The organism is Xanthomonas campestris pv. phormiicola (assembly GCA_025666215.1).
Lineage (GTDB): Bacteria > Pseudomonadota > Gammaproteobacteria > Xanthomonadales > Xanthomonadaceae > Xanthomonas_A > Xanthomonas_A campestris_A.
Window position 1 is genome coordinate 4,235,822 of the sequence record CP102593.1, and the last position, 13,557, is coordinate 4,249,378.

The window sequence follows — 13,557 nt, forward strand, 5'->3', positions numbered from 1 at the left end:
TTTTGGTTTGCCGCGCCCTGCAAACTCCGGCCAGCGCACGGAGCGACCGGCCGGGCGCAGCGGGTCAGAGTTGCGCCAGGCCGCCGTCGACGGCGACCTCGCTGGCGGTCATGAAGCTGCTGTCCGACGATGCGAGAAAGGCCGCCACCGCCCCGATCTCGGCCGGGTCGGCCATGCGCTGGAGCGGCGTCATCGCGCCATAGGCCTTCTGGCCTTCCTCACCCAGCGCTTCCTTCGCAAGCTCGGTCGCCGTCGCCCCAGGCGACAGCACGTTGACCCGGATGCCGGTGCCCTTCAGGTCCTCCGCCCAGGTCCGCGCGAGATTGCGCACCGCCGCCTTGCTCGCGCTGTAGGCGCTGAATGCCGGGGCGCCCGTGGTGCCGGCGCTCGACCCGGTGAGGATGATCGAACCGCCCCGGCTCATCAGCGGCAGCGCCTTCTGCACAGTGAAGATCGTGCCTTTCACATTGGTGTCGAAGGTTTCGTCGATGTGCTTGGCGGTGATCTGGCCGAGCGGAAGCGGGCTGCCCGCACCGGCATTGGCGAAGACGATGTCGAGGGTTCCGCGCTCGGCCTTCACCGCCGCGTAGAGGCCGTCGAGGTCGGCCTCATCCGAGACCGAGCCCCGCACCGCACGGGCATTGGGCCCGAGCTCGACCACGGCGGTGTCGAGCGCTGCCGTTCGGCGGCCAAAGATGAAGACGAAGGCGCCCTCCTCGATGAAGCGCTTTGCCGCGGCAAGGCCGATGCCGGTCGCGCCACCGGTAATCACAGCGGTCTTTCCATTCAGTCTGGTCATCTCGTGCATCCTGGGTTGGAGTTCTACGAAAGCGGGGAACTGCTTGCTTGAGAACAAGGATGCGGCCCTGATAACCTATGGACAAGTATGCACCTTTTGGTAACCATAAAATGACGACACCTGCTGAGACCTGCGGTACCGGCGGCTTCTCCTGCGGGCTCGACGCCACGCTCCGCATCATCTCGGGCAAGTGGAAACCGCTGATCCTGTTTTTCCTGCACGACGGCCCGAAACGCTACGGCGAGCTCAAGCGCTTGGTCCAGGGCGTCAGCAACAAGGTGCTGATCCAGTCATTGAAGGACCTGGAGGCCGATCACGTGCTGGTGCGGACCGATTACAAGGAAGTGCCGCCGCGCGTGGACTACGCGCTGACGCCGCTCGGCCGCAGCCTGGCTGGCGCGATCGTCCCGCTGTGCACCTGGGGAACCGAGCACATGGCGGAGATGGCAAGCATCTTCGCTAAGCGCGACAGCTTGCCCTAGCAGGAAGGCCGGCCCGTTCGTCGCGCAGCTAGGCCGCCAGGTCGGGCGTTTCCTCGCTGCGCTCGCGCAATCGCTCCTCGACGCCCCAGCCTTCTTGGCCGCTTTTTCGGCCTTCGGTCGGCACTGCGATCCGGCTTGCGGTCGCCGTCGCAAAGCGCACGCCGGCCACCACGCAGCAGCGCAGCAATACGTTCAGTCGATCGTTCCAAAGATCGCCACGGCCGCGGGCGACGTCGCGCAGGAAACGCAAGCGCTCGATCGGCGTATCGACCGCGTTGGCGCCCTGCACTTCAGCGCTGATCTGGCTCAGGGCGATCCACGCTTCGCCAAGCAGCCGTCGGCACCTTCAACCGCTTCCCAGAGAACAGACCTGCCGCTAGGCTGAGTGGATGCGCATGCGCCCGTCGATCCTCCTGCTGCTGTGCCTGTACGCCATGCCCGCAGCTGCGCAGAAGGTGAACCGCTGCACCGGTGCCGACGGCGCCACGGTGTTCAGCGATCGCCGCTGCGAGGACCTGGGCGCGATCGACCGGTTGCCGCCGCGCGCCGCACCCAGTGCGGCCAGCGAGGGCGCCAGCGGCCTGTACCGGCCGCAGTGCGTGCGCCGGCTCAGCGAACTGGCGCAGCAGATCCGCACCGCGGTGGACGCGCGCGACGTCAATCGCCTGTCCACGCTGTATTGGTGGAACGGCGTCTCGGACGACGCGGCGCGGCGCATCCTCGACCACCTGGACGCGATCGTCCAGCGGCCGCTGGTCGCGGTCGTGCCGGTGACGCCGGAGCCGGCGTCTTACCCGCCAGCCGTACCCGCCGCGGCCGACGCCTTGGCCACTGCGGAGCAACGCACATCCAGCACCACGCCTGCGGCAGCGCAGGCATCGACCGACGCCCCGCTCGGCGACAGCGCTACGCCGCCGCGCGCACGCGCGACCGGCTTGCGCCTGGAGCAGACCTTCGGCGGCAGCGCGACACCGACCTCGACCGTGCTGGGCCTGCGCCGGCAGTACAACTGCTTCTGGATCAGTTTCTAGCGCATTTCCGACTCGGCGCTTTGCAGCCGGCTAGGCGTCGTAGGGGCGAAGTCAGTCGCGGCGGGCCGCGTCGGCAAGGCCGGTCGCGACTGAAGTCGCTCCCACACCTGCGGCATCTCGATCGGAACATGTTCTGCGCTGCGCGCCGCGCGCCGCGTCGCCAACACCCTCACGTCGCGCAACGTGCCGCGATCGACGGCGTCGCGCGACGCCGCGCAGTCCGCTCAGGCAACGTCCACGTCCACCGGCCACAGGCCGCGGATCGCGGCGATGCCCTGGCCGCCGTGGCGGCGCACTTCGGCCACCTGCGCCGGCAGCAGGCCGCCGATCGGGTACAGCGGCAGCGCCACTTCCTCGCGCAGGCGCTCGAACGCCTCCCACCCCAGCGGCGCGGCGCCGGGATGGCTGGCGGTGGCGGCCAGCGGGCCGACCACGGCGAAGTCGCAGCCGATCCGCTGCGCCGCGTGCAGCTCCTCCAGGCGATGGCAGGACGCGGCGACGCATTGCCCCGGCGGCAGCGGGCGCGCGTCGAACTGCGGCAACTGCTCCGCGCCGAGGTGCACGCCGACCCCCAATTCCTGCGCCAGCGCCAGATCGCGGTTGACCAGCACCTGCGCGCCACGCGCCGCACACAGCGCCACCGCGGCCCGCGCCAGCGGCTGCCAGCTGGCGGCCGGCAGGCTGCGCGCGCGCAACTGCACGCGTTGCACGCCGCCTTGCAGCGCGCGCTCCAGCGCCGCCAGCCAGCGCTCGGGATCGACCGGCTCGGGTGTCACCAGATAGCGATCGGGCTGGCGCAGCATCGCCACCACCGGCTGGTCGGCCGGCGGCATCGCGTAGCGGCTCAGCTTGTCCGGCGCCACCCAGGTCAGCGCCTGGCCCTCGCGGCCGCGCGCGGTGCCCTTCCACGACAGCACCTGGCGCATCTCCAGGCGCAGCCGCTTGTCCGGATAGCGCTGCGGCACTTCCATCAGCTGCGCGCCGATCGTCGCCTCGATGCCCAGTTCCTCCTGCAGCTCGCGCACCAGGGCCTGCTCGGAGGTCTCGCCCGGTTCGCGCTTGCCGCCCGGGAACTCCCACAGGCCGGCAAGGTCGCGGCCCTCGGTACGCCGGGCCAGCAGGATACGGCCGCGGGCATCGGTGATGACCCCGGCGACGACATGGATGGATCTGAGCGGTTCGGACATGGCGCAAGCTTGCCGTCTTCGGCGGTGCCAACGCAATGAATCCGGTTCACATCGTCGGCGATCCGCGGGTCGCGGCAGCGATCCGCACGCATTCGGCCAACCTGCGACGAGGCGACGGCCTGGCCGACCCCGCATCAACGACGCAACCGAGCGCACGCGGCCATGCGAATGGATACACCCACGGACAGCTGTGCCGGCGGCACCGCCACCGCCCGGACGCCCGCTCCCCGCTCACCCGGGCAAGGCGTGTCCGATCCGCCACAGCACCCCGCCCGGATCGTGCAGGGTGAAGTCGCGCATGCCCCACGGCCGATCCTCCGGCTCACCAAGGCGCGCGCCAAAGCGGCCGGCCAGATCCGCGGCACCCAGCCGCCGCCACCAGGCATCGGCATCCTCCACCCACAGGTGCAGCATCAGGTTGTGCGCCAGTCCCTGCTCGTAGAAATCCTGCAGCAGGAACGCACAGCGCTCGCCATGGCGAAAACAGACCAGTCCGTCGCCAAGCGGCTCCGCCACGAACCCCACCTCGCGATAGAAATCCACGGACAGCGCAAAGTCGCGCGCCGGCACGAACACCTTCAATTCAAGACTGGCGGAACGCTCCACGGCATGCATCCAACGGCAATGGCGACACCCGGCACCCTACCCACAGAACGCGCGACACGCCACACAGACAAGCCCCCCCCGTCCGGGCCGCCCCCAAAACAAAGCGCCCCGCACAAGGCGGGGCTGCAGATGCAAGGGTTTGACCAATCACCGCACCCCGTCTGGAGCCGCGCCCCCTTTAGTAAAGGGGGCGCGCCGATAGGCGCGGGGATTTGGGGAGAGATGAGCTGGGGCCCGCGTTTTGCGAAGCCAAACGTGGGGCTGTTGCGCGATTGCGCAACAGCGCGCTTAACTCAACTGCCCATGGCAATGCTTGTACTTCTTGCCGCTGCCGCACGGGCACGGATCGTTGCGGCCGACCTTGGGCGCCTCGCGGGTGACCTGCGCCACCTGCGGCGGGTTGGCGCCCAGCGCGACCTGCTCGGCCTCCTCGTCGGCGCTGTAGCCGCCGACGTCCTGGTGCTGGAACTGCGCCTGGCGCAACTGCGCCTCCATCTGCTGCCGTTCCTGCGCTTCCAGCGCCGCCACTTCGTCCTCGCTGCGGATGCGCACGCGCGCCAGCAAGGTCACCACCTCGCGCTTGGCGTGCTCGAGCATCTCCGAGAACAGTTCGAAGGCTTCCTTCTTGTATTCCTGCTTGGGCTGCTTCTGCGCGTAACCGCGCAGGTGGATGCCCTGGCGCAGGTAGTCCATGCGCGCCAGATGCTCCTTCCAGCTCTGGTCGAGCACGGTCAGCATCACGTGCTTCTCCAGCGCGCGCATGGTCTCGCCGCCGACCGCGGTCTCCTTCTCCTGGAAGTGGCGATCGACTTCCTCGCGCACCTTCTCGGCGATGCCGGCCGCGTCCAGTTCCTCGTGGCGCTTGACCAGGTCGGTCAGCGACAGCGGCAGGCCCAGGTCGCTGGACAGGGTCGCTTCCAGCCCGGCCAGGTCCCACTGCTCGTCGATCGAATTCGGCGGCACGAAGCGCGCCACCAGGTCGTAGATCACGTCGTCGCGGATGCCGTCGACGTTGTCCTTGACCGACTCGGCGTCTAGCAGTTCGTCGCGCTGCGCGTAGATCACCTTGCGCTGGTCGTTGTTGACGTCGTCGAAGTCGAGCAGGTTCTTGCGGATGTCGAAGTTGTGCGCCTCGACCTTGCGCTGCGCCTTCTCGATCTGGCGGCTGACCATGCGGTCCTCGATGACGTCGTCTTCCTTCATGCCCATCATCCGCATCGCCTTCTGCACCCAGTCGGAGGCGAAGATGCGCATCAGGTTGTCTTCCAGCGACAGGTAGAAGCGGGAGGAACCCGGGTCGCCCTGGCGGCCGGAGCGGCCGCGCAGCTGGTTGTCGATACGCCGCGACTCGTGGCGCTCGGTACCGATGATGTGCAGGCCGCCGGCGGCCTTGACCGCGTCGTGGCGCTCCTGCCAGGCCGCCTTCAGGCGCGCGCGTTCGGCCTCGCTCAGGTCCTCGCCCAGCGCCTGCAGTTCCGCTTCCAGCGAACCGCCGAGCACGATGTCGGTCCCGCGGCCGGCCATGTTGGTGGCGATGGTCACCGCGCCCGGCTGGCCGGCGTTGGCGACGATCTGCGCCTCGCGCTCGTGCTGCTTGGCGTTGAGCACCTCGTGCCTGACCCCGGCCTTGCGCAGGTGCTCGGACAGCATCTCCGAGGTCTCGATCGAGGTGGTGCCGACCAGCACCGGCTGGCCGCGCTTGGCGCAGTCCTCGATGTCGGCGAGCACCGCGTTGAACTTGCCCTGGCGGTTGAGGAACACCTGGTCCGGCCAGTCCTTGCGGATGGTCGGGCGGTTGGTCGGGATCACCACCACTTCCAGGTTGTAGATGCTCTGGAATTCGTAGGCTTCGGTGTCGGCCGTACCGGTCATGCCGGACAGCTTCTTGTACATGCGGAACAGGTTCTGGAAGGTGATGCTGGCCAGGGTCTGGTTCTCGCGCTGCACCGGCACGCCTTCCTTCGCTTCCACCGCCTGGTGCAGGCCGTCGGACCAGCGCCGGCCCGGCAGGGTGCGGCCGGTGAATTCGTCGACGATGACCACTTCGCCGTCGCGCACGATGTAGTCCACGTCGCGCTGGTAGATCGCATGCGCGCGCAGCGCGGCGTTGAGGTGATGCACCACGCTGAGGTTCTGCGCGCCGTACAGGCGGTCCTCGTCGTTGGTCAGGATGCCGGCGGCGCGCAGCAGCTCTTCGGCGTGCTCCATGCCGGCCTCGGACAGGTGCACCTGCTTGCCCTTCTCGTCGACCCAGAAGTCGCCCTCGCCTTCCTCGGACTCCTGCTTGCTCAGCTGCGGCACGATGCGGTTGACGCGGATGTACAGCTCCGGCGAATCGTCGGCCGGGCCGGAGATGATCAGCGGGGTGCGCGCCTCGTCGATCAGGATCGAGTCCACTTCGTCGACGATGGCGTAGTTCAGGCCGCGCTGGTAGCGGTCGGCCTTGGACAGCGCCATGTTGTCGCGCAGGTAGTCGAAGCCGAATTCGTTGTTGGTGCCGTAGGTGATGTCGGCGGCGTAGGCGGCGTGCTTGTCGCTGTGCGGCATGCCCGGATAGACCACGCCCACGCTCAGCCCCAGCCAGTTGTACAGCTTGCCCATCTGCGCGGCGTCGCGGCGCGCCAGGTAGTCGTTGACGGTGACCACGTGCACGCCCTTGTCTTCCAGCGCGTTGAGGTACACCGGCAGCGTCGCCACCAGGGTCTTGCCTTCGCCGGTGCGCATTTCCGCGATCTTGCCCAGGTGCAGGACCATGCCGCCGATCAGCTGCACGTCGTAGTGGCGCATGCCGAGCACGCGGCGGCTGGCCTCGCGGCACACCGCGAACGCTTCCGGCAGCACCTTGTCCAGGCTCTCGCCGCCGGCGATGCGCCCGCGCAGTTCCGGGGTCTTGGCCTGCAGCTGCGCGTCGGAGAGCTGCTCCATCTCCGGTTCCAGCGCATTGACCTTGGCGACGATACGGTGGAGCTGACGCAGCTGGCGTTCGTTGCGACTACCGAAAACGCGAGTAAGCAGACTGTTGATCATTGAAGGAACCGGTTGGAAAGGAACGCCCGTACGGCCCAATCCCCCAGGGAATCGGCGGGCCGCAAACGAAACAGGGCGCGAGGCGCCCTGTCGTGGCAAAGCGTATTGTAGCTTGGGGCGGGCTCCGGCGATTCAAGCGCCGGCACGCCGCCCCAGCGCCGCTCAGCCGCGGCCGCGACGGCCCACCGGGGTGGCGCCGTCGCCGAGGAACTTGGCCGGATTCATCACCACGCCGTCCTTCCACACCTCGAAATGCACGTGCGCGCCGGTGGAACGGCCGGTGGAGCCGGCCTTGGCCACTTCCTGGCCGACCCGCACCAGGTCGCCGACCTTCACCGACAAGCGCGAATTGTGCGCGTAGCGGGTGACATAGCCATTGCCGTGATCGACCTCGACCACGTTGCCGTAGCCGCCGCGCACGCCCGAGTAGCTGACCACGCCATCGGCCACGGCCAGCACCGGGTCGCCGACGTTGGCGTGGAAGTCGATGCCCTTGTGGTTGCCGGCGCCGCGGCCGAACGGATCGGCGCGGCCGCCGAAGCCGGAGGTGATGTAGCTGTTGCGGATCGGCATCCGCGACGGCACCGCGTTCTGGTCGAGCTGGTGGTCGAACAGCAGCGATTCGAGCACCGACAGCTGCTGGCCGGAGGTGGCGAACTGCTGCTGCAGCCCGTCCAGTTCCTTGCCCAGCTGCGGCGCCGGCATGTCCTGGCTGGCCTCGTCGTCGCCGCCACCGACGCCGACCGGCTGGTCGAAGTCGAATTCGCCGTCCTGCAGCTTGCCCATGCGGGTCAGGCGTTCGCCCAGCGCGTTCAGGCGCGTGGCCTGCGCCTGCAGTTCGCCCAGCCGCGCGGCCAGCGCGTTGACCTGGGTCTGCGCGTCGCGGCGCACCTGCGCCAGCTCCGCGTCCTGCCGCTCCACCTTGGCCCGCAGCTGCGCCGAACCGACGAAGCCGGTCGCGGCGCTGACGCCGATGCCGAGTACCATGCCCACCGCCAGCACCGTGCCCAGCACGGCCAGGGGACGCCGGTCTGCGAGCTCGCGCAGCCGCCACGGCAGGTCCTTTATCCCCTTTTCACGCGAATTGATTACGATCTTCTTAAACGCCATATGAGTTTTCATGTCTAAGCGAAAGTCCGGCGAGGGCCATACCACCGCGCCGATGCCGGCGTTGGACGCCGCATTGGCGGACAAGGTGGGCGACCCGTTGCGGCGTGCCTTGTGGCTCGACGCGCTGGACCGACAGTTGCGCCCCCATCTGCCGCCGAACCTGGCCTCCCGGTGTCGGTTGGCCAATGTGAACGGCGAACAGCTCGTTTTTCTCGTTGACGCTCCGGTCTGGCACGCCCGGGTCAGGCTCGCCGAGGCCGATATCCTCGCTGCGGCCCGGTCCCTAGGGCTGAAGGCCACCAGGGTGACCGTCAAGATTGCCACTGCATCCGCGCATTCCCCAATGCAACAGGCAAGGAGCAAGCCAGCACCGGTTTCCGCGGCGACGCACAAGGGATTGCGCGACGCGCTGGCATCCTTGCAGGACGTCGATTCCACGACGCCTGAAGCAACGACGGCCTCCGGCCGGCGCGGTCTGCGTACGTAGACACGCACGTCACGACCCGACGCATCCTAGCGGGCGCCGGCGTCGAGGTCGTTATCGATTCGTTAAATAAAAGTTAAGAAAGGTCGAAGGCGCGACGGATCGCCCATTCCGTGATCCCGGACCGCCCCCGGCCGCGGGGCGGAAAACTTTAGGCGTAGGCCACGGCCCCGTAGGTCACTGGCGCCGGCACGGCCTTGGAATCGAAGCTCACCCACTCCCACGCGGCCTGCTCGGCGAGCAGCGCGCGCACCAGCTTGTTGTTCAGCGCATGGCCGGATTTGTAGCCTTCGTAGGCGCCGAGGATGGCGCCGCCGGCCAGGTACAGGTCGCCGATCGCATCGAGGATCTTGTGCCGCACGAACTCGTCGGCATAGCGCAGGCCGTCGTCGTTGAGCACGCGGAATTCGTCGAGCACGATGGCGTTGTCCATCGAGCCGCCCAGGCCCAGGTTGCGCTCGCGCATGTACTCCAGGTCGCGCATGAAGCCGAAGGTGCGCGCGCGGGAGATTTCCTTGATGTAGGCCATGGTCGAGAACTCGATTTCCTGGCGCGACTGCTTGGCCGGGATCATCGGGTGATCGAACTGGATGGTGAAGCCCAGCTTGTAGCCGTCGTACGGCTCGAAGCGGGCGATCTTGTCGCCGTCGCGCACTTCCACCGGACGCTTGATGCGGATGAAGCGCTTGGGCTTGCCCTGCTCGACGATGCCCGCCGACTGCAGCAGGAACACGAACGGACCGGAGGAACCGTCCATGATCGGCAATTCGGCCGAGGACAGCTCGACGATGGCGTTGTCCACGCCGAGGCCGGCCATCGCCGACATCAGGTGTTCCACCGTCTGGATCTTGGCCTCGCCGCGGCTGAGCCCGGTGCACAGCGTGGTCTCGGTGACCAGCTCGGCATCGGCCGGCACTTCCACCGCCGGTTCCAGATCGACGCGCCGGAACACGATGCCGTGATCGGCCGGCGCAGGACGCAGGGTCATGTACACCTTGTCGCCGCTATGCAGGCCTACGCCAGTGGCGCGGATCGTGTTCTTGAGGGTGCGTTGCTGGGTCATGGGAGACAGTTTGGGAACGTCCGCTCAGACGGGAACTGAACGGAATTGAGAATATCACGCGTTTAGCCAAATTTTAACAAGACGGTCACAGCATCCTATTTGCGCAACGCTGGCGAAGGCCCGCGTCGCGGTCGCAAAAACCTGCCGGGTCGAGGTGACCCGGCAGCAAAGGATACGGCGCGCCGAACGGGCGGACAGTCCCGATCGGCGGTGTTGCGGCCGGCGCAGGGCCGGCCTGGCGCGGTCAGTCGGCCTGGCGGCGCAGAAACGCCGGGATATCCAGGTAGTCGTTCGGCAGATCGGCCGCCGCCGGTGTCGGTGCCGAAGACCCCATCGCATCGCTGCTCGGACGCCGCAGGCCCAGGCCCATCGCGCCGCCGACGGCCTTGGACACGGCGTCGCCGCCATGCTCGAAGTCGCCGAATTCCGGCTGGCCGGTGGTGGCGTTGCGCACCAGCTTGATCGGCGCGCGCTGCTCCGGACGCTGGGTCTGGCGCGACACGGCGCGGTTCAGGCCGGTGGCGACCACGGTCACGCGCACTTCGTCCTGCATGTCCGGGTCGAGCACGGTGCCGACCACGACGGTCGCGTCTTCCGAGGCGAAGCCTTCGATGGTGCGGCCGATCTCGTCGAACTCGGCCATGGTGAAGTCCGGACCGGCGGTGATGTTGACCAGGATGCCGTTGGCGCCGGCCAGGTTGACGTCGTCCAGCAGCGGGTTCTGGATCGCCGCTTCGGCCGCCGCCTGCGCGCGGTCGTCGCCGCGTGCCGAGCCGGTGCCCATCATCGCCAGGCCCATTTCCGACATCACGGTGCGCACGTCGGCGAAGTCGACGTTGATCAGACCCGGACGCACGATCAGGTCGGCGATGCCCTGCACCGCGCCCTGCAGCACGTCGTTGGCGGCGCGGAAGGCCTGGATCATGGTGGCGTTGCGGCCGAGCACGGTGATCAGCTTTTCATTGGGGATGGTGATCAGCGAGTCGCAATGCTGGCTCAGTTCCTCGATGCCCTTCAGCGCGACCTGCATGCGCCGGCGGCCTTCGAACGGGAACGGCTTGGTGACCACGGCCACGGTCAGGATGCCCATCTCCTTGGCCAGCTGCGCGACCACGGGGGCGGCGCCGGTACCGGTGCCGCCGCCCATGCCGGCGGTGATGAACACCATGTCCGCGCCCTGCAGCGCGTCCATGATGCGTTCGCGGTCTTCCAGCGCGGCCTGGCGGCCCACTTCCGGGTTCGCGCCGGCGCCCAGGCCCTTGGTGACGTTGGTGCCGAGCTGCAGCTGCAGCTTGGCGCCGCAGTTCTTGATCGCCTGCGAGTCGGTGTTGGCGGTGATGAACTCCACGCCGTCCACGCTGCTGCTGACCATGTGCGCGACCGCGTTGCCGCCGCCGCCGCCCACGCCGACCACCTTGATTACCGCGTTGGGTGCCATCTTTTCAATCAGTTCGAAATGCGCCATGTCCGTTTTCCTCTTGTTATGGAGCCGGGACTCGGGACGCGGGACTCGGGACGCGAAAAAAGCTGCTTTTCGGTTCCCTGCCCGGCCTTCGCGCCGGCAATTTCTTAGTGGATGTTGCCGTTACCGCTTTACCGTCTCTGCTCTCCGCCCTTCCGCTCTCCGCTTTATCGCTCTTACCAGTCCCGAGTCCCGAGTCCCGAAACCCGAGTCCCGGCCCTCAGAACTCCCCGCGATACCAATTCTTCAATTTCTTGAACAGGCTGCCGGCGCGGCCGGTGGGCAGCGACGGGCGGCGCGGGTGTTCGATCTGGCTGCCCATCAGCAGCAGGCCCACGCCGGTGGCGTGCACCGGGTTGCCGACCACTTCGCCCAGGCCGGTGACGTGCTGCGGGATGCCCACGCGCACCGGCATCTGCACCATCTCCTCGGCCAGTTCGACCACGCCTTCCATCTTCGAGGCGCCGCCGGTCAGCACCATGCCGGCGCGCACCAGTTCCTCGAAGCCGGAGCGGCGCAGTTCGGCCTGCACCATCTCGAAGATCTCCTCGTAGCGGCCCTGCACCGCCTGCGCCAGCGAATGGCGCGGCATGCGCCGCGGCGGGCGGTCGCCGACGCTCGGCACCTGGATGCTTTCCTCGGCGGTGGCCAGCTGCGCCAGCGCGCAGGCGTAGCGCACCTTGATCTGCTCGGCTTCCGGGGTGGGCGTACGCAGCATGTGCGCGATGTCGTTGGTGACGTGGTCGCCGGCGATCGGCAGCGAGGCGGTGTGGCAGATCGCGCCCTGCACGAACACCGCCAGGTCGGTGGTGCCGGCGCCCATGTCCACCAGCACCACGCCCAGCTCGCGCTCGTCGGCGGTCAGCACCGCCACCGAGGACGCCAGCGAGGACAGGATCAGGTCGTCCACCTGCAGGCCGCAGCGCTGCACGCACTTGCTGATGTTGGCCGCGGCCGACTGCGCGCACACCACCAGGTGCGCGTGCACCTCCAGGCGCACGCCGGTCATGCCGACCGGGTTGCGGATGCCTTCCTGCGAATCGTCGAGCACGTACTCGCGCGGGATCGCATGCAGGATGCGCTGGTCGGCCGGAATCGCCACCGCCTTGGCCGCTTCCAGCACCCGGTCCAGGTCGTTCCAGGTCACTTCGCCGTCGCGGATCGGCACGATGCCGGGCGAGTTCTTGCATTGCACATGGTTGCCGGAGATCGACGCGTACACCGAGCGGATCTCGCAGCCGGCCATCAGCTCCGCCTCCTCGACCGCGCGCTGGATCGACTGCACGGTGGATTCGATGTCCACCACCACGCCGCGCTTGAGCCCGCGCGATTCGTGCGAACCGATGCCGATCACCTCGATCGGATTGCCGGGCGAGTACTCGCCGACCAGCGCGACGACCTTGGAGGTGCCGATGTCCAGTCCAACGATGAGGGATTTGTCGCCTTTGCGGTTCATGTCTTGGAGCCGGGAATGGAGAATGGGGAATGGGGAATGGGGAAGAGCGGGCTCATGCGCGGGGATGGAGGGTAGGCCAATGCCGCATGGCGCGCGGGTTGGGTCGGAGCCGTGGGCTTTTTCTCCATTCCCGGTTCCCGATTCTCGATTCCCCGCTCCACCGTGAATCCATTGGTGTAGCGCAGGTCGGCGCGCGCGATCGGCGCCTGTTCCGGCGTGGCCAGTTGTGGCAGCACGCGGGCGAAGCGCGCCAGGCGGGCGCGGGCGTCGTCACGCCCGACCACCACCTGCACGCCGTTGCCCAGTTGCAGCGACCAGCTGCCGCGCGCGTCCATCGCCACGCCGTCGACCTGCAGCCCGGCCGGCGCGAACAGCGCGCGCGATTCGTTGTACAGCGCGACCACGTCCTGCGCCTTGGCGTCCGGGCCGGCCAGTTGCGGCAACGCCATGCCGCGCAATTCGCTCGGCAGCGCGAAGATGCGGCCCTGCTCGGACAGCATGCGGTCGCTGCCCCAGCGCGCGAACGGGCGGTGTTCGGTGACGCGCACTTCCAGCACGTCCGGCCAGCGCTTGCGCACGCGTGCGCTCTCCACCCATGGCAGCCGCTCGATCGCGTCCTGCGCGTCCTGCAGGCGGACCGCGAAGAACCCGCGGCGCGCGTACGGCAGCACCACCTGGCGCAACTGCTCGGCCGGCACGCGCTTGAAATCGCCGCTGACCTGCAGCCGGCTCAGCGGCCAGCGCTCGGCACCGACCCAGCCGTTGAGCACCGCCACCACCGGCAACGCGACCAATGCCAGGGCCAGCAGCCAGGCGAGGATGCGCAGCAGGGCGGTCATGCGGCACTCCG

General features: G+C 68.2%; 13 protein-coding genes. 3 read left to right on the forward strand and 10 right to left on the reverse strand.

Features of this window, described 5'->3' with window-relative positions:
- Positions 1 to 64 precede the first annotated feature (64 nt).
- Positions 65 to 799 carry an SDR family oxidoreductase gene (locus NRY95_17850; protein UYC15549.1) on the reverse strand — a complete coding sequence of 245 codons (735 nt, stop codon included), beginning with the start codon at positions 797 to 799 and terminating at the stop codon, positions 65 to 67.
- Positions 800 to 876: 77 nt separating this feature from the next.
- Here NRY95_17850 and NRY95_17855 point away from each other — a divergent pair, with 77 nt between their 5' ends.
- Positions 877 to 1,281 (forward strand): helix-turn-helix transcriptional regulator, encoded by a 405-nt coding sequence (locus NRY95_17855; GenBank protein ID UYC15550.1) that lies wholly within the window; start codon positions 877 to 879, stop codon positions 1,279 to 1,281.
- A 28-nt stretch (positions 1,282 to 1,309) separates the two neighbouring features.
- On the opposite strand, the gene NRY95_17860 is transcribed toward NRY95_17855, so the two are convergent.
- Positions 1,310 to 1,570, reverse strand: a complete 261-nt coding sequence (locus tag NRY95_17860) for a hypothetical protein (GenBank protein ID UYC15551.1) — start codon at positions 1,568 to 1,570, stop codon at positions 1,310 to 1,312.
- 100 nt (positions 1,571 to 1,670) lie between these two features.
- Here NRY95_17860 and NRY95_17865 point away from each other — a divergent pair, with 100 nt between their 5' ends.
- Complete coding sequence (locus NRY95_17865; GenBank protein ID UYC15552.1) at positions 1,671 to 2,312, forward strand: DUF4124 domain-containing protein; 642 nt, start codon at positions 1,671 to 1,673, stop codon at positions 2,310 to 2,312.
- 224 nt (positions 2,313 to 2,536) lie between these two features.
- On the opposite strand, the gene NRY95_17870 is transcribed toward NRY95_17865, so the two are convergent.
- From NRY95_17870 to NRY95_17885, 4 genes are all read right to left on the reverse strand, one after another.
- Positions 2,537 to 3,499 (reverse strand): Nudix family hydrolase, encoded by a 963-nt coding sequence (locus NRY95_17870; GenBank protein ID UYC15553.1) that lies wholly within the window; start codon positions 3,497 to 3,499, stop codon positions 2,537 to 2,539.
- Positions 3,500 to 3,730: 231 nt separating this feature from the next.
- On the reverse strand, positions 3,731 to 4,105 hold the full coding sequence (locus NRY95_17875; protein UYC15554.1) for a glyoxalase: 375 nt from the start codon (positions 4,103 to 4,105) through the stop codon (positions 3,731 to 3,733).
- Between the two features lie 288 nt (positions 4,106 to 4,393).
- Entirely contained in the window at positions 4,394 to 7,132 is a 2,739-nt protein-coding gene (gene secA, locus NRY95_17880; GenBank protein ID UYC15555.1) for a preprotein translocase subunit SecA, read from the reverse strand.
- Between the two features lie 162 nt (positions 7,133 to 7,294).
- Positions 7,295 to 8,242 (reverse strand): M23 family metallopeptidase, encoded by a 948-nt coding sequence (locus NRY95_17885; protein ID UYC15556.1) that lies wholly within the window; start codon positions 8,240 to 8,242, stop codon positions 7,295 to 7,297.
- A gap of 10 nt (positions 8,243 to 8,252) precedes the next feature.
- Here NRY95_17885 and NRY95_17890 point away from each other — a divergent pair, with 10 nt between their 5' ends.
- Positions 8,253 to 8,729 (forward strand): DUF721 domain-containing protein, encoded by a 477-nt coding sequence (locus NRY95_17890; GenBank protein UYC15557.1) that lies wholly within the window; start codon positions 8,253 to 8,255, stop codon positions 8,727 to 8,729.
- 148 nt (positions 8,730 to 8,877) lie between these two features.
- On the opposite strand, the gene lpxC is transcribed toward NRY95_17890, so the two are convergent.
- The 4 genes from lpxC to NRY95_17910 form a co-directional block, all read right to left on the reverse strand.
- Positions 8,878 to 9,789, reverse strand: coding sequence for a UDP-3-O-acyl-N-acetylglucosamine deacetylase (lpxC, locus tag NRY95_17895; protein ID UYC15558.1), 912 nt, complete (start codon positions 9,787 to 9,789; stop codon positions 8,878 to 8,880).
- Between the two features lie 244 nt (positions 9,790 to 10,033).
- Positions 10,034 to 11,254: a cell division protein FtsZ gene (gene ftsZ, locus NRY95_17900; protein ID UYC15559.1), complete on the reverse strand. Its 1,221-nt coding sequence runs from the start codon at positions 11,252 to 11,254 to the stop codon at positions 10,034 to 10,036.
- Positions 11,255 to 11,471: 217 nt separating this feature from the next.
- Positions 11,472 to 12,707: a cell division protein FtsA gene (gene ftsA, locus NRY95_17905; protein UYC15560.1), complete on the reverse strand. Its 1,236-nt coding sequence runs from the start codon at positions 12,705 to 12,707 to the stop codon at positions 11,472 to 11,474.
- Positions 12,704 to 13,546 carry a cell division protein FtsQ/DivIB gene (locus tag NRY95_17910; protein ID UYC15561.1) on the reverse strand — a complete coding sequence of 281 codons (843 nt, stop codon included), beginning with the start codon at positions 13,544 to 13,546 and terminating at the stop codon, positions 12,704 to 12,706. The genes ftsA and NRY95_17910 overlap by 4 nt, the downstream gene beginning before the upstream one ends.
- Between the last annotated feature and the right edge of the window lie 11 nt (positions 13,547 to 13,557).